Below are 20,162 nucleotides of genomic sequence, written 5' to 3' on the forward strand. Positions count from 1 at the left end.
GTTTTCTCTATGCACCCCTACTACGCCAAGGAAACACCCGGCGAGTGGCAAGGCGAAGGTGCCGAACGGCTCGGCCTGGTCGGCCCCGTCGATCAGCTGCAACTGGCCAAACTGCTTGATGGCAAGTTGCCGAACGGCGAGCGGATCCACACCACGTTCAATGCCGAAACCAACAAGCGGCGCATGGGCTTGGACATGACATTCTCGGCGCCGAAATCGGTGTCGATGCAAGCACTCGTCGCCGGCGACAAAAATGTCACCCTGGCTCACGACCGGGCGGTGGCCAAGGCCATGCACCACGTCGAAAAGCTCGCCCAGGCACGGCGCAAGGTACAGGGCAAGTTCCTGCGCGAACGCACGGGGAACATGGTCATTGGCAAGTTTCGCCACGAAATGAGTCGCGGCAAGGATCCCCAACTGCACACCCATGCGGTGATCATGAACATGACGCAGCGCGCCGATGGTAAATGGCGTGCCTTGTTCAACGACGATATTTTCAAGGTTCAGCATGAAGTTGACGCCATGTAGGGGTTTGGGGAGCAATGGAACCAAAAACCAACGTAAGCCCTACCACCTGCGCTCGGTGCCTTCTTCCCAGGCATCCGCCTCGATGAAGCAGTTGCGCATGTCGGCTTCCTGGCTGATCTCGGTCAGCAGGTCGTGCACGGTCTTGTCCAGCTCGTCGTCGCTTCGATACGAAATGGCCAACTCGTAGTGGCCCGACTCCAGCCGTTTCATGCCGTAGGGTTCCAGGCAGTAGCGCTCGATGTTCTCCTTGGCCCGTTTCCGGCCGCGCACGAACTTGCTGTTATTCACCACCGCCAGGCGCAGGGTGACGGTGGCCACCCGCTCGACAGCGGGCGGCTCTGCCGGCGATGACGACGAGGCCGTGATCTGCTGATCGCGTGACCGGGCGCTCTTCTGGTATGCGCCGATCTCGACACCCCGGTGGCGCAGGTAGCTGTACAGTGTGCTCTTGGAGATGTGTAGCTTCTCGCCGATGGCGCTGACGCTCAGGCGACCCTCGCGGTACAGCGTTTGCGCCGCCATGGCGGTGGCCTCGGCCTTGGCGGGCAGACCCTTGGGACGGCCACCGATCCGGCCCCGCGACCGTGCGGCCGACAGGCCCGCCTGAGTCCGCTCGCGGATCAGCTCGCGCTCGAACTCGGCCAGCGAGGCGAACAGGTTGAACACCAGGCGGCCTTGGGCATGGGTGGTGTCGATGGGGTCATTCAGGCTCTGCAAGCCGACCTTACGCTCTGCCAGCTCGCCGACCAGCTCGACCAGGTGCTTGAGCGAGCGCCCGAGGCGATCCAGTTTCCAGATCACCACGGCATCACCCGGACGCACGTTGGCCAGCAGTTTGTCCAGTTCCGGACGGGCGCTTTTCGCGCCGCTGGCGATGTCTTGGTAGATGCGTTCGCACCCGGCCTGTTTCAGGGCATCGACTTGTAGGTCGGCTTTCTGATCCCGAGTGCTCACTCGCGCATAACCGATCTTCATCAAAAGTACCGTTTACTCGACTACGTTAGTAATAGTTGAACTTTGATAAAGCGTACCAGTTATTTGAACCGTAGCGTGGGGAGCTTAACGAACCGAGCCATTCCTCGATAGAGTTCGGCAAAACCTTGGTTTTCCCGAACTAACCAGACGCCACAAGGGTTTGCGGGCAGGCGCTGGGCTTAAGTGCACTTTCTGTTCCGTTGCTCCCCAAACCCCGATATCACCCAGGTCGACAAACTGCTGCACGGTAACGAGAACGTCGTCTGCGCCGATGCCGGCTACACCGGCGTCGAAAAGCGCCCCGAACATGCGGGCCGCGAAGTGATCTGGCAGGTCGCAGCACGCCGCAGCACCTACAAGAAGCTCGATAAACGCAGCGCCCTGTACAAAGCCAAGCGCAAGATCGAGAAGGCCAAGGCACAAGTGCGAGCGAAGGTCGAGCACCCGTTTCGAGTGATCAAGCGCCAGTTCGGTTACGTGAAGGTGCGCTTCCGTGGCCTGGCCAAGAACACCGCTCAGCTGGTGACGCTGTTCGCGCTGTCGAACCTATGGATGGCGCGCCGACATTTGCTGACTACCGCAGGAAAGGTGCACCTGTAATGCGGAAAATGGCTGCTGCGAGGTGCTCGCGGCGGCCAAAAACGGAGAACTGAGCGGGTTACCTGGTCGATTTTGATCGACGGCCCGCTTTCAAAAGCAGCAAGGGCTGAAGTCGACCGGAAATACAGGGTTACTTCAGACCTTCCCTTATTGAGATAGGACGGCCGTTTATTATTCAGCTGTGGTCACTGGCCGTTTCCTATCATTGCTGCCGAAAACTAACCGGAGCATGAGTAACTCATTACGATTCTGAAAGGTTGCCCGGCCTATGCCGGGCAACGCAACAACTCAGCTTTCGTCCAACCCCCATATCCAGTGGGCATCGATCAACAGCGACAGATGGGTGCGCAGCGTATCCGCGTGGGCCTGCAGGGCGCTGGTAGACGATGCGACGGCTTGCCGGCGAGCCAGCAACAACGACTGCAGATCCACCTCGCCCAGTTCGTAGGCACGCTGCATCTGTGCTTCGTTCTGGGTCATGGCAGCGGCGCCATCCTTCGCGATCAGGTAGCTCTCGTAAGCACCTGAAGCCAGTTCGACGTCACGGGCAATCCCGGCTTCCAGCTCGCGTTTGGCCAGGTCGACATCCTCGCGAGCCGCATTCTCCTGGGCCAGCGCCTGGCTGTAGCGAGCACTGCGCGACCCGCTGGGGATCGGCATGCTGAAGCTGACACCGTAGATGCGCTCACGGTTGCCCTGCTCGGAGGCGGTGAATACCCCCAACGTAGGATCCGGCACCCTGTCAGCCTTCGCCCGGGCCGATTGCCCCTGATTTCTCAGCAGAGAGGCTTCGACCCGACGCAGCACATCGCTTTCGGCCAGGATCCGCTCGCGCCAGGTGTCGTACTGACCGAGTTCGGCCGAAGGAATGGGCAGATCAACCACTTTGCGCTCGATGCCAGGGAAGCGCCGCGACAGTGTTGCCCAGCTCGCAGCGGCTTTTATCTTGGCTTCGTTGCCTTGTCGCAGTTGCTCGGCCACTTCCGCCTTGACCAGGCTTACATCCAGCTTAGAGGCGTCACCCGCACGGTTGCGTTTTTCCGCCGCCGCCAGGCTTTCCTTGGCTGAGGCCAGGCCTTTATTGGCGATGGTGAGCGCGTGCTCCGACACCAGCCAATCCAGCCACAGGGTCATCAGTTCCCGCGCGGCTTCATGACGGACTTCGCCATAGGTGGCATCTGCCAATCGCAGCGTTGCCGAACTGATGTCCTGGTCGGCACTGGCCTTGCCAGGCAGGCGCACCGTGCGCTCGATACCCACGTTCCATTCGTTGTAGTTGGGGCCAGCGTCGGTACGCCGTTGCTGGCCGATTGCCGTGGCCGTCCATTCATAAGGCGAACGCCGGATGATGCCAGCCTCCAGCATGGCGGCATCCATGCTGGAGCGTGCCGAGGCCACGCGGGGATCGGCGTTGAGCAGCGACACCACCAGCGGCTTGGGCAGAATGTTTGCCGGAGCGGCAGGTTGCGCCACGGCCGTGCCACACACACTGATCAGCAGAGCCAGGGGAACAAGGCGCTTCATCACACGAACTCCCCAAAGTTACTGACCTGGACCGTCCAATAGCGCAGCCCGGTATTTGGAAACTCCTCCTTGAGGGATTGCAGCACCTCCGTGAGTTGCTGCCGTTCCACCACGAGTTGGATCTGCACAGCCTTGGCCCGCCCCATGACACGCTCCATCGGATTGAGTGCCGCGGTGGACAGCCCGTGCGCCGCAACCGGTGTGCTGGTGAAGATCTGGTTCCCCGTCACGACCAGGAGGTGGTCGATGAGCTTCTCCTCCAAGCTTGGGGTGCAGAGCAGCGTCAACCAGGTATCAGGCATCTTTGGCCTCCTTTTTCGCGTGGGCGAATCGCAGATAGAGAATCGGGAGCAACATGAGGGTGAGCGCGGTGACGGTGATCAAACCGCCGATCACCACGATGGCCAACGGCCGCTGGATCTCGGAGCCGGGCCCGGTAGCGAACAACAGTGGGACCAGACCGAAGGCGGTGATCGAGGCGGTCATCAGTACCGGGCGTAACCGGCGACGGGCACCCTGGAGCACCACTTCCCGCAGTGGCAGGCCTTCGCCATGCAACTGGTTGAAGTAACTGACCAGCACGATGCCGTTGAGCACCGCGATACCCAACAAAGCGATGAACCCCACCGACGCTGGCACCGAGAGGTACTCGCCAGTGACCCACAGCGCGACGATGCCGCCCACCAGGGCGAAGGGGATGTTGCTGAGGATAAGCAACGCCTGGCGCACGGAGCCGAAGGTCGAGAACAGCAGGACGAAGATCAGACCAAGCGCCACGGGAACGACGATGGACAGCCGGGCAGCCGCACGCTGCTGGTTCTCGAACTGGCCGCCCCAGCTGATGCGATAGCCGTTGGGCAGTTCCACCTGCTGAGCCACCAGCGCCTTGGCCTCCTCGACGAAGCCGACCAGGTCACGACCGCTGACGTTGGCGATCACCACGCTGTAGCGGCTGCCCATTTCCCGGTCGATCTTCACCGGGCCATCGGCACGCTCCAGTCTCGCCACGCTGCTCAGCGGAATGGTCTGGCCATCCGGCGTGGTGATCCGCACCGCGTTGAAGTCCGCCGGCGACGTGCGCACCGACTCGTCCGAGCGAATGAGGATCGGCGTGCGCTGGTTGCCTTCGATCACCAGGCCGGCCTGCTGGCCTTCGATCTGCACGCGCAGTGCATCCTGGATGGCCTCGACGCTCAGGCCGAAACGGCCAGCCTGCAGCCGGTCGATCTCCACGCGCAGATACTGCACACCGTCGTTCTGCACGGTGTAGACGTCCTGGTTGCCCTGCACAGTCTTGAGCAGCGACTCGATCTTGCCGCCCAGTTGGCTCAGGGTGCCCAGGTCAGGGCCATAGATCTTCACGGCGAGGTCGCCGCGCACACCGATGATCATCTCGGAGACGCGCATCTCGATGGGCTGGGTAAAGCTGTAGCCGATACCCGGCATTGGATCGAGCACCTTGCGGACCTCGTCCATCAGCTCTTCCTTGGTGTCCATCCGCCATTCGCTCATGGGCTTGAGCAGCAGGTAGGTATCGGTCTGGTTCAGGCCCATGGGATCAAGACCGATCTCGTCGGAACCGGCCCGCGCCACGATGCCCCGGATCTCCGGGACCGCTGCCATCAGCGCGGTCTGGATCTTCTTGTCCAGCTCGGCCGTCTGTTCGAGGCTGACCGATGGCAGTTTCTCGATACCCACGATCAGGTCGCCTTCATCCATGGTCGGCATGAAGGTCTTGCCCACCTGGGTGTAGACCAGGCCAGCGACGACCAACATGGCGCCAGCGATGATCGCGATCAGTTTCTGCCGGCCAAGCCCCCACTCCAGCACCGGGCCATAGATGCCCAGCAGCTTGCGGGCAAGCCAGGGGTCTTCGTGCTTGACCTCGCGCAGCAGGTAGGAGGACAGCACGGGGATCACGGTCAGCGACAGCAGCAACGATCCCGCCAGAGCGAAGACGATGGTCAGCGCCACCGGGACGAAGAACTTGCCTTCGAGGTCCTGCAGGGTGAGCAGCGGCAGGAACACCGTGATGATGATCAGGATGCCGGACGTCACCGGTACCGCGACCTCGCGCACCGCCCGGTAGATGATGTGCAGACGCGGCAGCTTGCCACCGGAAGGATCGGTGGCCAGACGCTGGACGATGTTCTCGACCACCACCACCGCGGCATCCACCAACATGCCGATGGCAATGGCCAGCCCTCCCAGACTCATCAGGTTGGCGGACATGCCGACGAAGCGCATCAGGATGAAGGTGATCAACGCCGCCAGCGGAAGTACCAGGGCAACCGTCAGCGCTGCGCGAACGTTGCCGAGGAACAGGGCCAGCAACACGATGACCAACACGGTGGCCTCGATCAGCGCCTTGGACACAGCCCCTACCGCTTTATCGACCAGCGACGAGCGATCGTAGAAGCTGGTGATGGTGATGCCTTTCGGTAGTGTGGCCTCCAGTTCCTTGAGCTTCAGTTGCACACCGGCGACCACTTGGCGGGCGTTGGCGCCAGCCAGGCCGAGCACCAGGCCTTGCACAGCCTCGCCCTTGCCATCCTGGGTCACCACGCCGTAGCGGGTCAGGGTGCCAAGGCGAACCTCGGCCAGGTCGCCAACCCGCACCGGGCTGGAGCTGTTGGAATTGACCACAACGGCCCGCAGGTCATCCAGGGTGCGGATGCTGCCCTCGCTGCGTACCAGCAGGACTTCGTCACCTTCACCCAGTCGGCCGGCACCGTCGTTACGGTTGTTGGTGTTGACCGCGTTGGTCAGCTGCTCAAGGCTCACGCCGCTGGCAGCCATGCGGATGGGATCTGGCAGTACCTCGAAGGTCCTGACCTGGCCACCGAGGGAGTTCACATCCGCCACGCCAGGTACGGTACGCAGCGCCGGCCGGATCACCCAGTCGAGCAGGCTGCGACGTTCGACCAGAGACAAGGTTGTACCGTCCACCGTGAACATAAACATCTCGCCCAGCGGTGTGGTGATCGGCGCCATGCCGCCACTGATGCCGTCCGGCAGGCTGTCGCTCAGGTTGCCGAGACGCTCGGAAACCTGTTGCCGCGCCCAGTAGATGTCAGTGCCATCCTGAAAATCGATGGTGACATCGACCAGGCCGTACTTGGTGACCGAGCGCAGGATCTTGGTCTTGGGAATACCGAGCATTTCCACTTCGATCGGCACGGCAATCCGGCTTTCAACTTCTTCCGGGGTCATCCCCGGTGCCTTCATGATCACCTTGACCTGGGTGCTGGCCACATCAGGGAAGGCATCGATGGGCAGCCCACGGTAGGCATACCAGCCCGCGCCGGTCAGCAACAGCGTCGCCAGCACCATGAACAGGCGCTGGGACAAAGAGAATTGGATAAGACGGCTCAGCATCACTCACCGTCCTCTTCAAGCCAGGCGCCTTTCAGCGCAATCACGCCGGCGACGGCAACCTGGTCCTGTTCGCTGATGTTGCCCTGGACACGGACCAGTTGCCCCGCGCTGGCTTCGACCTTGACCGGGCGGGCTTCAAAACCGTCGGGCGTGCGGACGAACACCACGGAGTCGGTCTTGTTGCGAGCGACGGCAGACAGAGGGATGTCCCAGGATTTGCCAGCGGCCTGAACCGGGATCTCCACGGTGACGAGCTCGCCGGGACGCAGGGCGCCGTTGGCATTTTCGATTTCGGCGCGCAGCACCACGAACTGGCTGGTAGCCGAGAGGGTCGGGCTCAGGTTGATGACACGCCCATTAATGCCCTTGTCGACCACCGTTACGCCCGCGCCCGGCTGAATGCCAATACTGGCCGCGGCCGGAATCTGCACGTCCAGCCACAGCGCATCGACCTGGGTGATGTTCAGCAGCGACGTGGCACCGTCGACCCGCTGGCCGGGCCGGACCGAGATGTTGCTGACAATGCCGTCCTGAACGGCGCTGAGGGTGATCCTGTCGGAAGGAATCCCGGAGCGGATGACCTGCTCGATCATGGCCGGGGTCATTCCCGCCAGGGCCAGTTCGGCCTTGGTCTGCACCAGAGTCGCTTCCGCTTCCTTCAGCGTTGCCTGGGCTTCCTGCGCCCGACGCTGCGGAATGATGCCCTCATCGAACAGCTTCTGTTCCCGGGTGTAGGCCTGCCGGGCCAGCGTGGCGCGGGCAGATGCCTGCAACAGCTGGAGCTGGAGCTGGCTCATCGCCGGACTGGACAGGCGCACGACCGGCTCGCCTTTGCGAACGGCCTGGTACTCGCCCACCAGCAGTTGCACCACCACACCTTCAAGTGGGGAACTGACGATCTGCTCCGCTTTCGGAGGCACGACAACCTGGCCGGGATATCGCGTGCTGACCGTCTGTTTCATGCTTTGCACAGCAGACGTCTTGATACCCAGCGCTTGAATCTGTTCATTGGCGACAGAGAACTTCTCAGCACTCATGGCAGGCCCTGAAATAATAAAAGCGATGGCGAAAGAGAGCCCCTTTACACTGCGCAGATAATGTTCGTTATTCATCGAAAGTTCCCCGTGAAGCGCCATGACATGGGCATGCTTTAGACCTGTCTTTGAGGATTTTTAAATCGCAAGGCGAGCGCGGTCGCAGGACACACATGAGTAACCCACTCGTCTGCTGCACCCTTTGCATGGAAGGAGATTGTCGTAGACTCCTCTACAGGTTCGATTCTAGAGGGGGGTGACTATCAGGAACGTTACCGCTGAATTACAAATTTGAAGGATTCCACCTCCCTCCTGATTTTCGTTTTAAGGATTCTCCGATCAAGTCAGCACAGGCCATCTGACCTGTGCTGAAATAGCCCTCCGTCCAACTGCCTTCTACAAGTCCGCCATCCCATGAGTCAGATGAGCTTTTCCGATTTCGAGTACGCCGGCAAGCGCAAGCAAACCCGTCGCGAGCGTTTCCTGGCCGAGATGGAACAGGTGGTACCGTGGAGTGGACTGGTGGCGTTGATCGAGCCTCACTACCCAAAGGCTGGCGGTGGCCGCAAGCCTTATCCTCTGGAAACCATGCTGCGCATTCACCTGCTGCAGAATTGGTTCTCTTTGAGCGATCCCGCCATGGAAGAGGCGCTGTACGAGATCACTTCGATGCGCCAGTTCGCTCGTCTGACGCTCAGCGCTCCGATCCCCGAAGACACGACGATCATGAACTTCCGGCACCTGCTGGAGAAGCATCAGTTGGCAGCCGGCATTCTGGAAACCATCAACAATTACCTGCAAGACAAGGGCCTGTCGTTGCGCCAGGGCACCATTGTCGACGCGACCATCATCCACGCGCCCAGTTCGACCAAGAACAAGGAAGGCAAGCGCGATCCTGAAATGCATCAAACGAAGAAGGGCAACCAGTACTATTTCGGCATGAAGGCCCACATCGGCGCGGATGCTGAATCGGGTCTGGTGCATCACGTTCATGGCACCGCCGCGAACGTAGCTGACGTGACGGAGGTCGCTCAGCTATTGCATGGCGAAGAGAATGTCGTGTGTGCGGATGCGGGTTACACAGGCGTGGAAAAGCGGCCAGAACACGAGGGACGGCAGGTGATATGGCAGGTCGCTGCCCGCCGCAGCACCTACAAACACTTGAGCAAACGCAGCGTGCTCTACCAAGCCAAGCGCAAGATCGAAAAGGCCAAGGCGCAAGTGCGTGCGAAGGTGGAGCACCCGTTCCGGGTGATCAAACGCCAGTTCGGCTATGTAAAGACTCGTTTTCGCGGCTTGGCCAAGAACACGGCGCAACTGACCACGCTGTTTGCCCTGTCGAATCTGTGGATGGTGCGCCGGCAATTATTGCCTGCTGCGGGAGAGGTGCGCCCGTGAGTCCGGATAACCAAGGCTTTGCCTTGGTTATCCAATAATCAGCGACTGAAAAGCGGGCTTTTCGGCATCCCTAAGCCGCCCATTTCCGACTGATGAGCAACTTGTTCGGAGTTTCCTTAAGATTGATTCATCGATGATCACCATGCTGGTTCGGTGCATGAGGCAATGACACTTCAAGAAATAAATGAATATTTTTTTATTTGACACCCGAATACTTTTTTAATTTGAGATAAACAAATAATGCGTGTTCTAGTAGTGGAAGACGAAGCCAAAACTGCCGAATACCTTCAGCAAGGGCTTACCGAAAGTGGCTATATCGTTGACCGGGCAAGTAATGGTGTCGATGCGCTGCACCTGTTCCAGCACAACACCTACGGCCTGGTCATCCTGGATGTGAACCTGCCCAAGGTGGACGGCTGGGACGTGCTCGACACGATCCGCAAGACCAGTCGGGTTCGCATCATCATGCTGACCGGTCGTGGCCGCCTGCACGACAAGCTGAAGGGCCTGGACGGCGGCGCCGACGACTATCTAGTGAAGCCGTTCGAGTTTCCGGAACTGCTTGCCCGCATCCGCTCGCTGCAGCGGCGTGGCGACAAGGTGGTGGACCACCCGACCTTGCGGGTCGCAGACCTTGAGCTGGATCCGGGTCGCCACCGCGCGTTCCGGGGTGACCTGCGCGTCGAGCTGACTACCAAGGAATTCGCCCTGTTGCGCCTGCTCATGAGCCACCCAGGGGAAGCCCTGACCCGCTCGCAGATCATTTCCCTGGTCTGGGACATGAACTTCGACTGCGATACCAACGTGATCGACGTGGCGATCCGGCGCCTGCGCGCCAAGATCGACGATCCGTTCGAGAACAAACTTATCCACACCCTGCGCGGTGTGGGCTATGTGATCGAGGAGCGTTCATGAAGCGCTTCAGCCTGGCCGCCAGGTTGGGACTCAAAGTCGGCTTGATGAGCGTGATACTGCTGGTGCTGCTCTCTATCGTGGGCTACCTGATGCTCGGCCAGGCGCTGGAGCGCACGGCGCAAAGCAGCCTGATCACCAAGATGGGTGGCATGGCCCATAACCTATCGACCGTCGCGGATCTGTCCGAGGTCACCGCAGACTCCCACCAGTTGGTCGACCTTGCGATGGGCCACAACAACCTGTTCGTCAGCATTTTCGATACGGCAAACAGCCGAATCCCCCTGCTGACCATCGGCTCGAAAAAGATAACCACCGAACTCACCAGCTTTCCTGCCAACGATCAAGTGGAGTTCTACGAGTGGAACAACGAACTGGGCATGCCCATGCTCAGCGTTTCCCAGCTCATGCGTCTGGCTGACGGTACCCAGGTCGGTGTGTACATGACCGTGGATGAATCCTCCGATGCCGAATTGCTCCGGGCGATGCTGAGCTGGGCCCTGATGGCGTCACCCTTCATCCTGGCGCTGATCATGGTCGTGGCCTGGTGGACGGTACGCCGGGGCTTGCTGCCGCTTACGCGCTTTCTGAAAGTCGCGTCGAAGATCTCCACCGACAACATGCAGCATCGGCTGCCTACCGACCGCTTGCCGATCGAACTGCTGGAGCTCGCGGACGGCATCAACTTTATGCTGCACCGCCTGGACGGTGGCGTGCAGCAGCTATCGCAGTTCTCGGACGACCTGTCCCACGAGTTGCGTGCTCCGCTCACTAACCTGATGGGCAAAGCACAGGTGGCCCTGTCACGACCACGCAGCTCGGAGGAGTACCGTGAGGTGCTGGAATCCTGCGCCGAGGAGCTGGATCGCATGAAAAGCATGGTGGCCGACATGCTTTTCCTGGCACATGTCAGCCAGCCTGCAGCCTTGGTGCAATTCGAGACGGTGGCACTGGTCGACGAGGTGCAGAGGGTCAGTGACTTGTTCAGCCTGAGTGCCGAAGAGAGCGGCGTTCGGCTCGATGTGTCAGGCAGTGTCGATGTGATCCAAGGCAATCGCCTGATGATTCAACGGGCAGTGTCCAATTTGCTCTCCAACGCCATTCGCTACTGCCCACAAGGGCAGGCTGTAGTGGTGAAGGTTCACCGTGAGCAGGAGCACATCAGGCTCAGCGTAGGCAATCCAGGCCAAGGTATTCCGGAAGAGCCCCTGCCTCATCTGTTCGAACGCTTCTATCGGGTCGACAAAGGGCGTGCGCGCAGCGAGGGAGGCACAGGCCTCGGGCTTGCCATCGTGCGATCGATCATGAGCCTGCACCAAGGCGTGGCGAAGGTAGAAATAACGGGCTCGGGCTTTACCTGGTTCCACCTGAGTTTTCCGGTGAACCGTCTCTGAGCCCAAGGCGTCTTTCAACATTGTAATTCGCGCCTCACGTTGTCGTCAGAGACGCTTCTTTAAGCTTCAGGGGTATCGAAAATCTCACGATCCATTGAGATCCAAACCCCTGGAGTTTCTGAAAATGCGACTGACCCAAGCGCTTCTCATCGGTGTACTGGCTGTTGGTGTGACGACACCGGTATTTGCCGAAGATGGCTACGACCGCTCGATCGAATTCAACAAGAAATTCCGCGAGGACCAGAAACGCCTCTGGGGTGAAAAAGACACCGCAGACAAAGCCAAACCGGCAGAGACCAAAGAAAAGGAAAACGCTAAAAGCCCATCCTAGGCTCATGGATGTGCTGTTTCTCTACTTCCTCCTTCCCCCTCGATCTTGAGGCAGGCGCTTGACCGCCTGCCCCGGATCACCCTCAAGCGGCATCCTCCTCAACGCATCGACAGCTGGACAGCCAGCCCCGCCAGTGCACTCATCACCAGCACCTGGATCACACCGCGCTTGAAGTAGAACAGGGCAATAGCGGCGGCCGCGGCGATAAGTGCGGAGGCCCACTCGAATCCTCCCCCAAAGCCGTTGGGCCAGAGCACGTGGTAACCGAAGAACAACGCCAGATTCAGGATCACACCTACCACGGCGGCGGTGATCCCGGTCAGCGGCGCTGTGAACTTCAGTTCGTTGTGCGTCGACTCCACCAGCGGACCGCCGGCAAGGATGAACAGGAACGAGGGCAGGAAGGTGAACCAGGTGACCAGCACAGCCGCCACCGCGCCCGCCAGGAACGGATGGTCGGTGCCGAACATCGGGTGGATGTAGCTGCCAATGAAGCCGACGAAAGTCACCACCATGATCAACGGCCCCGGCGTTGTTTCCCCCAAGGCCAGGCCGTCGATCATCTGCGTGGGCGACAGCCAGCCGTAGTGACCGACCGCACCTTGGTAGACATAGGGCAACACCGCGTAGGCACCGCCGAAGGTGAGCAACGCAGCCTTGGTGAAGAACCACCCCATCTGGGTCAGAGTGCCTTGCCAGCCGAAGATGACGGTCAGCAACCCCATGGGGAGCATCCATAGCGCCGCACCGATCAGGATCAGCTTGAGCAGATAGCTCCAGCGGAAACGGGCATGCGCGGGTGGCGGTGTATCGTCATCGATCAGCGCAGGCCCGTAACTGGCCTTCCCGGAGCCATGCTTGCCAGCGGTCACGAACTTGTCCGGCAGCACTTTTCCGCCGATGTAGCCCAGCACGGCAGCGGCCAGAACGATCAGCGGGAACGGGACGTTCAGGGCAAAAATGGCGACGAAGGATGCTGCGGCGATCGCCCATAGCCAGCCATTCTTCAATGCCCGGGAACCGATGCGGTGCGACGCATGAACGACGATCGCGGTGACCGCCGGCTTGATGCCATAGAAGATCCCGGCAACCACCGGAACGTTGCCGAACTCGATATAGACCCACGACAGCCCGATCAGGATGAACAGCGACGGCAGCACGAACAGCCCGCCAGCAATCACCCCGCCCCAGGTCCGGTGCATCAACCAACCGATGTAGGTCGCGAGCTGCTGGGCCTCGGGCCCGGGCAGCAACATGCAGTAGTTCAGGGCATGCAGAAAGCGCTTCTCGCTGATCCAGCGGCGACGCTCCACCAACTCCTGGTGGAGGATGGAGATCTGTCCTGCCGGCCCGCCAAAGCTGATGAAGCCGATCTTCAGCCAGAACAGCAACGCTTCGAACAAGCCCACCGGGGTCGCTGGCTTGAGGGGGGCTTCGCCCGTGGCCAGCGTCGTCGTTTCAGCCATGACCGTTTTCCTCGTTGGCAAAGGCCGCCAGCAGCCCGTCGAAGATGCCGTTTGCCGCTGCCATCAGTTGGTTGTCATCGGTAATGCTCTCGCGCAGGCCCGCCAGGACACGCTCGATGCCGGACGCTTCCGCAGGCTGGCTGCCACCGACATCGAGGTAGTGAACCAGCGCGGCGATGCGTGAAAGGCCTGGAGCCTGCAGCACGAAGCTGTCGATCAGGGTTTCGAAGGTGACGCGGTGCCCGACATGGCTGAACGCGGCGCCATCGAAGTCAAAGCCCAGTGCATCGGCGGGGCAGTCGCTCGGGGATTCCAGCCAGAGGATTTCCGCGCCGCTGTCGATGAAGCGCTGGATGAGCCAGGCACAGGCCAGCCGGTCGACCCAGGGACGTCGACGGGTTGCCCAGCGACGCCCCTGGTAATGACTGTGGTCCAGCAGCGTGACGGGATGATCCTGAATGTGCGGTTCATCAGGTGAGAGGGCACGGCTGATTGCCGTCTCCAGCGCTTCCAGCGCGGTCTCCGTCTGCTGCTTCGCAACGCCGGGGAAGAAGTCGATCAGGGCCAACTGGGCGAAGCTCTTGCGCAGTTTTCTGACCTGGCGAGCGACCTGCAGGGCGTTCTCGGGAAGCAGTCCCTCCCTGCACGCGGCGACTTCGTCGCGCAGCTTGCTGTACTCCTCACTCCGGTCGAACAGGCCGGCGAAGCGAGTTTCTTCGTCCGGGAATGCCAGCAGAAACGCAGTGCCGCCGCTGACCGTCACATCGCGCTCCACGGACTCGAACGCCTCGCGGCCCGCGTCCTGCTCAGGCAACAGGTACACACCGTCGCGCAGCACGGCAGCGCCGCAAGCCTTCAACGCCCGCCAGGCACGCATACGTTCGGTCGCGTTGGCCGTGGGGAGTGCCAACACAAGAAGAAGCCAATTTTTCATGTAGAGAATCAAACATAAAATGTATGAATCTCTACTTTAGCTCTGTTCTCAGGAAAATGCACTGCCGGGATGAGGGTTCGATTCACTCACGTTGACCGTATCCCCCCAGGGGGGATACGCTAGAAACATGAATCACCCGCACTACCCGGAGGTAGCGCATGCTATCCGTTCTAAAAAATCGTACTTATCGACACCTCTTTCTGGCCCAGGTGATCGCCCTGGTGGGCACTGGTCTGGCGACGGTTGCCCTCGGGCTTCTGGCATTCGACCTGGCCGGCGCCCAGGCGGGAGCTGTATTGGGTACCGCGCTCGCCATCAAGATGGCGGCTTACATCGGCGTTGCACCGGTTGCCGCCGCGTTCGCCGAGCATCTGCCGCGCAAGGCGATGCTGGTCACCCTCGATCTGGTCAGGGCAGCGGTCGCGCTGATGCTGCCCTTCGTCACCGAGATCTGGCAGGTGTACGTGCTGATTTTCGTGCTGCAGTCGGCCTCTGCGGCGTTTACGCCAACCTTCCAGGCCACCATCCCTGACATCCTGCCGGATGAGCGCGAGTACACCCGGGCGCTTTCCCTTTCGCGCCTGGCCTATGACCTGGAAAGCGTGATCAGTCCGATGCTGGCCGCGCTGTTGCTTACGGTGGTCAGCTTCCACAGCCTGTTCGCGGGCACGGTGGTGGGCTTCCTGGTGTCCGCCGCGATGGTCGGTACCGTGGTGCTGCCCCTGGCGGCACGAGGACCCAAACGCAGCATCTATGAACGCACCACCAAGGGCATGCGGATTTTCCTGCGCACCCCGCGGCTGCGTGGCCTTCTTGCACTGAACCTGACGATCGCAGCCGCCAGCGCCATGGTCATCGTCAACACCGTGGTACTGGTGCAATCCAAGTTCGCGCTGCCCCAGAGCTCTACCGCCATGGCCTTGATGGCCTTCGGCGGTGGCTCGATGGTGGTCGCCCTGATGCTGCCCAAGCTGCTGGAACGACTGGACGATCGCAAGGCGATGCTGGCCGGCGGTGCCGTGCTGGTAGCCGGTTTGATCCTGGGTACCTTCGTCTCCAGTTACCCGGCGCTGATCCTGTTGTGGCTGGTGTTGGGTGCCGGCTACTCCCTGGCACAGACACCGTCCGGACGCATTCTGCGGCGCTCGTCCTCAGCCCAGGATCGACCTGCGCTGTTCGCCGCCCAGTTCGCCCTTTCACACGCCTGCTGGCTGATCACCTACCCGCTCGCGGGATGGTTGGGGGCAAGCGTCAGCCTGACGGCTTCGTTCATCGGACTGAGTCTGGTTGCCGCCGTAGCCTGGCTGGTGAGCAAGCGGATCTGGCGCCCGGAGTATGAGGAAGACGTGGTAGCGCACAATCACGATGACCTGCCGGAAGACCACCCGCACGTGGCCAACGGCAATGCGCATGCGCACTCGTTCGTCATCGATGACGATCACCGGAAATGGCCAAAGCCATAAAGCCCGCGTTGCACGGGTTCTATCGATGATCTTCGCGTAATCCAGAAAGAAACAGGGCCGCTTTAGCGGCCCTGTTTGCATCACTCGTGCGAGTGGCCGTGACCCGCATCGCCAGACTTCGATTCGGTATCAGTACCACCGCAGGCAGCCAACAGGCCGAGGAAGCTCAGCACAACGAGCGATTTGAGGATTTTGGTAGTCATCTTCAGCTATTCCAATTGAGATCAAAAAGTCGGGGCGAACAACAGGTTCGCCCCGGCGGGATTACTTCTTCACGTTCAGGTAGTCGCCAGTCGTGTTCAGCACGATGGTGACATCGGCGTTGGTGCGGTTACGCCAGAACCAGCCATGGGTGCCATCGAACAGCGCGGTCAGGTCGCCCTTGTCGCCTTTCACCTGACGCCCTTTGCTGTAGCTGTGGAAATCGCCTTGGGCGGCGTTGTAGATCTCACCGTGGGTGTCGTGGTTGACCGGGCCGGATGCGGTCCATTCATAGCTCACAGTGCTGCCCTTGAGCATTTCCAGCTTGATCTCCCGACCTTCGCCTGGCGTCAGGGTTACGGTGACCTGATCGGACTTGGCGTTGGCAGCAGGTTTGCTGGATACGGGAGCCGCGGGCTGAGGGGCTGCTGCCACTTGCTGTACGGGTGGCGCTACCGGTGCAGGTGCCGGTGCAGCAGCAACGACAGGAGCTGGGGCCGGAGCAGCTGCCGCTTTCGACGCAGCCTCGTCAGCCAAAGCCTCGGCAGCGAGGGTGATCTTGATCTCGCCCATTTGCGTCAGGCCCATGGCGCGGCCCAGGCCGGTCGGGTCGACCGCGTATTCCGAAGGCATCACCACGGTGACCAGCAGGCCCATGGCGACAGCCAGGGCAATGACGGTGGAACGAACGAGTTGGCGGCTGCTCGGCAATTCGCTTGCCGATGGGAGTGGAGAATTGAACATGATCAGGAGTCCTTAAGCGGTCAGAAACAGGCCGGAGATCTGGTAACCCATCAACAGGAAACCAGCACTCATCATTGCGACGTTGGCGGTATAGGCATGACGCCAGAAGCTTGGGGTCTGCCTCCAGAAGCCCATCAGGATCAGAATGGCGCTCAACGCCATCAGCTGACCGATCTCCACCCCTACGTTGAAGGCGATCAGGTTGGGGATCAGCCCATCGGGAGAGATCTCGTATTCCTGGATCTTGGTTGCCAGGCCGAAGCCGTGCAGCAGGCCGAAAATCAGCGTGGCGGCCTTGGTGTTCGGCTGATAGCCGAACCAGCGCTGGAAGGCGCCCAGGTTATCCAGGGCCTTGTACACCACCGAGAAACCGATGATTGCGTCGATGACGTACGAGCTGATGCTGACTTCCGTCAGCACGCCGATCAGCAGCGTCACCGAATGGCCGACCGCAAACAGCGTGACGTACAGGCCGACATCCTTCAGCCGGTAGAGGAAGAAGATGACGCCGAACAGGAACAGCAGATGGTCGTATCCCGTGACCATGTGCTTGGCGCCCATGTAGATGAAGGGGATCAGCATGACCCCGGTGCTTTCCTGGATGAAGCCCTTGTCACCCTCGGCCACGGCATGGGCCAGAGCTTCTGGCATGCCGATGAACAGCGAGGCGACGAGCAGGAACAGCAGATACAACAGGTGGCGTGAACGCATGGCGAACAGGCCCCCACCCTTTAGGGAGTGCGAATGCATGGATCAATCCTTTCTTGCAGTGATTGTTGGCCGCAGAGCGGCCTTGGTCAGGAAGCAAGCACAGGACGGGGTGGGCGTTCGATACGGAAGATGGGGGGCCAAGGCACGGAATCGCCCAGCATGGCCAGGTGTACCGAGGCTTCGAAATGACTGGAGAAGTGGATTGCAGCTGGTATCTGAGGCGTTTCGTGCTGGTGATCGGGCGTCAGGGGGGAGTGGTAGTGATCAGAGCACTGCGCACAACTCAGGGACGAGTCGTGGGAGTGATCATGAGTCAGGCTCTGGGCGCTCTTTGCCGTGATTTGCGAGAGGACGGAAAGTGAATAGGCATGACCGGTCCAGGCCAGCAGAAAGGCCATTGCCAAAGCCACGATCATGGTCGCTGAAAGAAAACGACGAGACATCCCAATGCTTATCCGGTTGAAACACGGTGTGAAATAGCGCGTTTGACCCAACCCCCCCAGGGGGATAGCATGCAGAGCGTAAAGTATCGCCGTCTGAGACTCAAGTCATGTCAGAACACGTTCACGACCAACCGCATGGTCACGCTCATACCCACCAGACTCACGACGCCATCATCAAACGCCTCAAGCGAGCGGACGGCCACCTGCGCAGCATCATCACCATGATCGATGAAGGACGTGAATGCGTGGACATCGCCCAGCAGCTCCATGCTGTTGAAAAGGCCGTGTGCCAGGCGAAGCGGACACTGATCCAGGACCACATCGACCATTGCCTGGAAGACTCGGTGACAGCCCTGAGCAAGGGCGACCGTTCGGCACTGGACGAATTCAAGCAAATCACCAAATACCTGTAGGCACGGTGCTCGGTTGTTGAATGTTTGAGTACGGCGGTTACCTCGGCCTGTTTCTGGCTGCATTCGGCGCGGCAACCCTGCTGCCCATGCAATCGGAGGCAGTGCTGGGCGGACTGCTGATATCCGAGCGTTTTTCCACAGCCATCCTGCTGGTGGTGGCCACCACAGGCAACGTACTCGGATCGGTTGTGAACTGGCTGCTGGGACGAGGTATCGAGGCTTATCGCGAAAAGCGCTGGTTTCCGGTAAAGCAAGCGGCCTTCGAAAAAGCCAAAGCCTCCTATGAACGTTACGGGTACTGGTCGCTGCTGCTCAGTTGGGTACCCATCATTGGAGACCCGCTAACCGTGATCGCCGGCGTGATGAAAGAGCCGCTCTGGCGGTTCGTCCTGATCGTCACGCTCGCCAAGGGCGGACGGTATCTGGTCCTTGCGATTCTCATCCTGGAGAACCTGAGTTGAGCGCGTACGAATCACCACCTTCGCGGGTTGAACGACACAACGGACAGGACCTCATCAAGTGGATCGCCCTGCTCACGATGGTGCTCGACCACATGCGTCTGGCATGGCCATCACTGGATAACCTGTTCATTCTGGGACGCCTCTCGTTCCCGCTGTTTTGCCTGGCGATCGCCGTGAATGTCTGTCGAACGGAAGTTGGCGCGTTGTTCACTCGCAGCAATGGCCGCTACCTAAGGAAGGTCTGAAGTAACCCTGTATTTCCGGTCGACTTCAGCCCTTGCTGCTTTTGAAAGCGGGCCGTCGATCAAAATCGACCAGGTAACCCGCTCAGTTCTCCGTTTTTGGCCGCCGCGAGCACCTCGCAGCAGCCATTTTCCGCATTAGGGGGCATGCCGAGATAAGGCAAAAATTAGGACATTCGTTCTGTAACCTGCTGTATCTAAAGGATTAACTTTGAGAGGCGCTGCTCAGTAGTGGCGGCTAAATATTGATCAATTATCTATGCCGAGATAATTGCAGATAATTCCCGCCGTCCGTACCCAGCGCGAGTTCATAAGATTGGAGAAATGCCGAGTTAGAGGGCCTGCGAACAGCTTTGGTCGAGGCTTTGCGCTTCGACGCATAACGGCTGCTTAGTACTGGGGGCTCTCCCAGAAGCGACAAAGGCGGCCTCAACGAGACCGCCTCAAACCAAGTTTCATCACCGGTACACGCACCCGGGAGAGGAAGCTCTTGGGCAGGTTTCAATAATAACACCGATCAAAGCGTCACTGCCAAAGCCCTCTCGCACTGCCGAGTAGCCTTCAGATAGTGTTCATTCGCTCTCTCTCGAAGCTACGGTGCGGATGGTTCGAGACCATCATGCGCAAACTCGGGGCCAAGATGACATTATCAAATGGCCAATTATCCTGGAGGCAGTTATGGAAAGGCTCCGCGAAAAACTGGATTTGCCGAGAGGCCACTACTATCTGCACGTCGCCGTACTGGCGGGCCTGCCGGTGTCGTTGATCTCCGATTTGGCAAGCGAGTTGGAGCGATCGCCAGCGCAGATCGCGCAGTGGATCACTGCGTCCCCCGGCAGTGCCGTGATGTCTATACAGGCTGGTGAGGTGTTCTGTCGTCTTATCGAGATCCTCGATGCGCTATTGGAGCTGTACGATGGGGATCTAGGAGGTGCGCTCCACTGGCTAACGGCACCGAATGTCGTGCTGTCCAATGAGAGGCCGGTCGAGGGGGTTTGGGGAGCAACGGA

18 protein-coding genes and 3 pseudogenes are annotated in these 20,162 nt (G+C 60.2%); 11 read left to right on the forward strand and 10 right to left on the reverse strand.

The features are described 5' to 3' along the window. Window positions 1-528, forward strand: a 528-nt coding sequence (mobF, locus tag G1E_RS05875) for a MobF family relaxase (protein ID WP_218186959.1), incomplete at its 5' end; no start/stop codon positions are given. A gap of 39 nt (window positions 529-567) precedes the next feature. Here the strand turns inward: mobF and G1E_RS05880 are convergent. Further along, window positions 568-1,503: a recombinase family protein gene (locus G1E_RS05880; RefSeq protein WP_003089068.1), complete on the reverse strand. Its 936-nt coding sequence runs from the start codon at window positions 1,501-1,503 to the stop codon at window positions 568-570. 216 nt (window positions 1,504-1,719) lie between these two features. Here G1E_RS05880 and G1E_RS05885 point away from each other — a divergent pair. Beyond that, a pseudogene (locus G1E_RS05885) lies at window positions 1,720-2,103 on the forward strand (transposase); the annotation flags it as partial. Window positions 2,104-2,391: 288 nt separating this feature from the next. Here the strand turns inward: G1E_RS05885 and G1E_RS05890 are convergent. Genes G1E_RS05890 through G1E_RS05905 form a run of 4 tightly spaced genes read right to left on the reverse strand, consistent with a single transcriptional unit; the run spans window position 2,392 to window position 8,117 of the window. After that, window positions 2,392-3,627 carry a TolC family protein gene (locus tag G1E_RS05890; RefSeq protein ID WP_003089075.1) on the reverse strand — a complete coding sequence of 412 codons (1,236 nt, stop codon included), beginning with the start codon at window positions 3,625-3,627 and terminating at the stop codon, window positions 2,392-2,394. Then, a complete protein-coding gene (locus G1E_RS05895; RefSeq protein ID WP_003288512.1) occupies window positions 3,627-3,929 on the reverse strand; it encodes a DUF3240 family protein in 303 nt (100 codons plus the stop codon). The genes G1E_RS05890 and G1E_RS05895 overlap by 1 nt, the downstream gene beginning before the upstream one ends. Beyond that, window positions 3,922-7,005 carry an efflux RND transporter permease subunit gene (locus G1E_RS05900; RefSeq protein ID WP_003089077.1) on the reverse strand — a complete coding sequence of 1,028 codons (3,084 nt, stop codon included), beginning with the start codon at window positions 7,003-7,005 and terminating at the stop codon, window positions 3,922-3,924. Before G1E_RS05900 ends, G1E_RS05895 begins: the two co-directional genes overlap by 8 nt. Continuing rightward, complete coding sequence (locus G1E_RS05905; protein WP_023628708.1) at window positions 7,005-8,117, reverse strand: efflux RND transporter periplasmic adaptor subunit; 1,113 nt, start codon at window positions 8,115-8,117, stop codon at window positions 7,005-7,007. Before G1E_RS05905 ends, G1E_RS05900 begins: the two co-directional genes overlap by 1 nt. A 336-nt stretch (window positions 8,118-8,453) precedes the next feature. Here G1E_RS05905 and G1E_RS05910 point away from each other — a divergent pair, with 336 nt between their 5' ends. The 4 genes from G1E_RS05910 (at window position 8,454) to G1E_RS05925 (ending at window position 12,074) form a co-directional block, all read left to right on the forward strand. Continuing rightward, window positions 8,454-9,437 carry an IS5-like element IS2000 family transposase gene (locus G1E_RS05910; protein ID WP_013973047.1) on the forward strand — a complete coding sequence of 328 codons (984 nt, stop codon included), beginning with the start codon at window positions 8,454-8,456 and terminating at the stop codon, window positions 9,435-9,437. Between the two features lie 240 nt (window positions 9,438-9,677). Next, a complete protein-coding gene (locus tag G1E_RS05915) occupies window positions 9,678-10,352 on the forward strand; it encodes a heavy metal response regulator transcription factor (RefSeq protein ID WP_003288515.1) in 675 nt (224 codons plus the stop codon). Continuing rightward, a complete protein-coding gene (locus G1E_RS05920; protein WP_047149692.1) occupies window positions 10,349-11,743 on the forward strand; it encodes a heavy metal sensor histidine kinase in 1,395 nt (464 codons plus the stop codon). The genes G1E_RS05915 and G1E_RS05920 overlap by 4 nt, the downstream gene beginning before the upstream one ends. A gap of 124 nt (window positions 11,744-11,867) precedes the next feature. Continuing rightward, window positions 11,868-12,074, forward strand: coding sequence for a hypothetical protein (locus G1E_RS05925; RefSeq protein WP_003089081.1), 207 nt, complete (start codon window positions 11,868-11,870; stop codon window positions 12,072-12,074). 98 nt (window positions 12,075-12,172) lie between these two features. Here G1E_RS05925 and chrA read toward each other — a convergent pair whose 3' ends face one another. Further along, window positions 12,173-13,540 (reverse strand): chromate efflux transporter, encoded by a 1,368-nt coding sequence (gene chrA / locus G1E_RS05930; RefSeq protein ID WP_016713063.1) that lies wholly within the window; start codon window positions 13,538-13,540, stop codon window positions 12,173-12,175. Then, entirely contained in the window at window positions 13,533-14,474 is a 942-nt protein-coding gene (locus G1E_RS05935) for a chromate resistance protein ChrB domain-containing protein (RefSeq protein WP_023095846.1), read from the reverse strand. The genes chrA and G1E_RS05935 overlap by 8 nt, the downstream gene beginning before the upstream one ends. A gap of 158 nt (window positions 14,475-14,632) precedes the next feature. Here G1E_RS05935 and G1E_RS05940 point away from each other — a divergent pair, with 158 nt between their 5' ends. Then, window positions 14,633-15,937 (forward strand): MFS transporter, encoded by a 1,305-nt coding sequence (locus tag G1E_RS05940; protein ID WP_003089087.1) that lies wholly within the window; start codon window positions 14,633-14,635, stop codon window positions 15,935-15,937. An 80-nt stretch (window positions 15,938-16,017) separates the two neighbouring features. Here the strand turns inward: G1E_RS05940 and G1E_RS29205 are convergent, their stop codons facing one another. The 3 genes from G1E_RS29205 to G1E_RS05950 all read right to left on the reverse strand — a co-directional run bounded on the left by G1E_RS29205 (window position 16,018) and on the right by G1E_RS05950 (window position 17,632). Further along, window positions 16,018-16,140, reverse strand: coding sequence for a hypothetical protein (locus tag G1E_RS29205; protein ID WP_016713062.1), 123 nt, complete (start codon window positions 16,138-16,140; stop codon window positions 16,018-16,020). Between the two features lie 61 nt (window positions 16,141-16,201). Continuing rightward, complete coding sequence (locus G1E_RS05945) at window positions 16,202-16,882, reverse strand: hypothetical protein (protein WP_003089089.1); 681 nt, start codon at window positions 16,880-16,882, stop codon at window positions 16,202-16,204. 12 nt (window positions 16,883-16,894) lie between these two features. Next, the gene (locus G1E_RS05950; RefSeq protein ID WP_003089091.1) at window positions 16,895-17,632 is read right to left on the reverse strand and encodes a HupE/UreJ family protein; all 738 of its coding nucleotides are present in this window, start codon (window positions 17,630-17,632) and stop codon (window positions 16,895-16,897) included. A 511-nt stretch (window positions 17,633-18,143) separates the two neighbouring features. Between G1E_RS05950 and G1E_RS05955 the strand changes: the two genes are divergently transcribed. From G1E_RS05955 to G1E_RS05970, 4 genes and pseudogenes are all read left to right on the forward strand, one after another. Beyond that, on the forward strand, window positions 18,144-18,449 hold the full coding sequence (locus G1E_RS05955) for a metal-sensing transcriptional repressor (protein WP_003089094.1): 306 nt from the start codon (window positions 18,144-18,146) through the stop codon (window positions 18,447-18,449). Window positions 18,450-18,469: 20 nt separating this feature from the next. Continuing rightward, complete coding sequence (locus tag G1E_RS05960; RefSeq protein WP_003089095.1) at window positions 18,470-18,910, forward strand: YqaA family protein; 441 nt, start codon at window positions 18,470-18,472, stop codon at window positions 18,908-18,910. Next, window positions 18,907-19,143 (forward strand): annotated as a pseudogene (locus G1E_RS05965) (TraX family protein); the annotation flags it as partial. The gene G1E_RS05960 and the pseudogene G1E_RS05965, both read left to right, overlap by 4 nt. A 687-nt stretch (window positions 19,144-19,830) precedes the next feature. Next, a pseudogene (locus G1E_RS05970) lies at window positions 19,831-20,162 on the forward strand (hypothetical protein); the annotation flags it as partial.

The sequence above is a fragment of the Pseudomonas sp. TJI-51 genome (genome assembly GCF_000190455.2).
GTDB classification, from domain to species: Bacteria; Pseudomonadota; Gammaproteobacteria; order Pseudomonadales; family Pseudomonadaceae; genus Aquipseudomonas; species Aquipseudomonas juntendi.

Excerpts from the sequence above, each read along its gene's own strand:
- G1E_RS29205 (WP_016713062.1), bottom strand. The coding sequence starts at position 16,140 with ATGACTACCAAAATCCTCAAATCGCTCGTTGTGCTGAGCTTCCTCGGC.
- G1E_RS05935 (WP_023095846.1), bottom strand. The coding sequence starts at position 14,474 with ATGAAAAATTGGCTTCTTCTTGTGTTGGCACTCCCCACGGCCAACGCG.
- G1E_RS05915 (WP_003288515.1), top strand. The coding sequence starts at position 9,678 with ATGCGTGTTCTAGTAGTGGAAGACGAAGCCAAAACTGCCGAATACCTT.
- chrA (WP_016713063.1), bottom strand. The coding sequence starts at position 13,540 with ATGGCTGAAACGACGACGCTGGCCACGGGCGAAGCCCCCCTCAAGCCA.
- G1E_RS05960 (WP_003089095.1), top strand. The coding sequence starts at position 18,470 with ATGTTTGAGTACGGCGGTTACCTCGGCCTGTTTCTGGCTGCATTCGGC.
- G1E_RS05895 (WP_003288512.1), bottom strand. The coding sequence starts at position 3,929 with ATGCCTGATACCTGGTTGACGCTGCTCTGCACCCCAAGCTTGGAGGAG.
- G1E_RS05955 (WP_003089094.1), top strand. The coding sequence starts at position 18,144 with ATGTCAGAACACGTTCACGACCAACCGCATGGTCACGCTCATACCCAC.
- G1E_RS05950 (WP_003089091.1), bottom strand. The coding sequence starts at position 17,632 with ATGCATTCGCACTCCCTAAAGGGTGGGGGCCTGTTCGCCATGCGTTCA.
- G1E_RS05880 (WP_003089068.1), bottom strand. The coding sequence starts at position 1,503 with ATGAAGATCGGTTATGCGCGAGTGAGCACTCGGGATCAGAAAGCCGAC.
- G1E_RS05900 (WP_003089077.1), bottom strand. The coding sequence starts at position 7,005 with ATGCTGAGCCGTCTTATCCAATTCTCTTTGTCCCAGCGCCTGTTCATG.
- G1E_RS05920 (WP_047149692.1), top strand. The coding sequence starts at position 10,349 with ATGAAGCGCTTCAGCCTGGCCGCCAGGTTGGGACTCAAAGTCGGCTTG.
- G1E_RS05905 (WP_023628708.1), bottom strand. The coding sequence starts at position 8,117 with ATGAATAACGAACATTATCTGCGCAGTGTAAAGGGGCTCTCTTTCGCC.
- G1E_RS05945 (WP_003089089.1), bottom strand. The coding sequence starts at position 16,882 with ATGTTCAATTCTCCACTCCCATCGGCAAGCGAATTGCCGAGCAGCCGC.
- G1E_RS05910 (WP_013973047.1), top strand. The coding sequence starts at position 8,454 with ATGAGTCAGATGAGCTTTTCCGATTTCGAGTACGCCGGCAAGCGCAAG.
- G1E_RS05925 (WP_003089081.1), top strand. The coding sequence starts at position 11,868 with ATGCGACTGACCCAAGCGCTTCTCATCGGTGTACTGGCTGTTGGTGTG.
- G1E_RS05940 (WP_003089087.1), top strand. The coding sequence starts at position 14,633 with ATGCTATCCGTTCTAAAAAATCGTACTTATCGACACCTCTTTCTGGCC.
- G1E_RS05890 (WP_003089075.1), bottom strand. The coding sequence starts at position 3,627 with ATGAAGCGCCTTGTTCCCCTGGCTCTGCTGATCAGTGTGTGTGGCACG.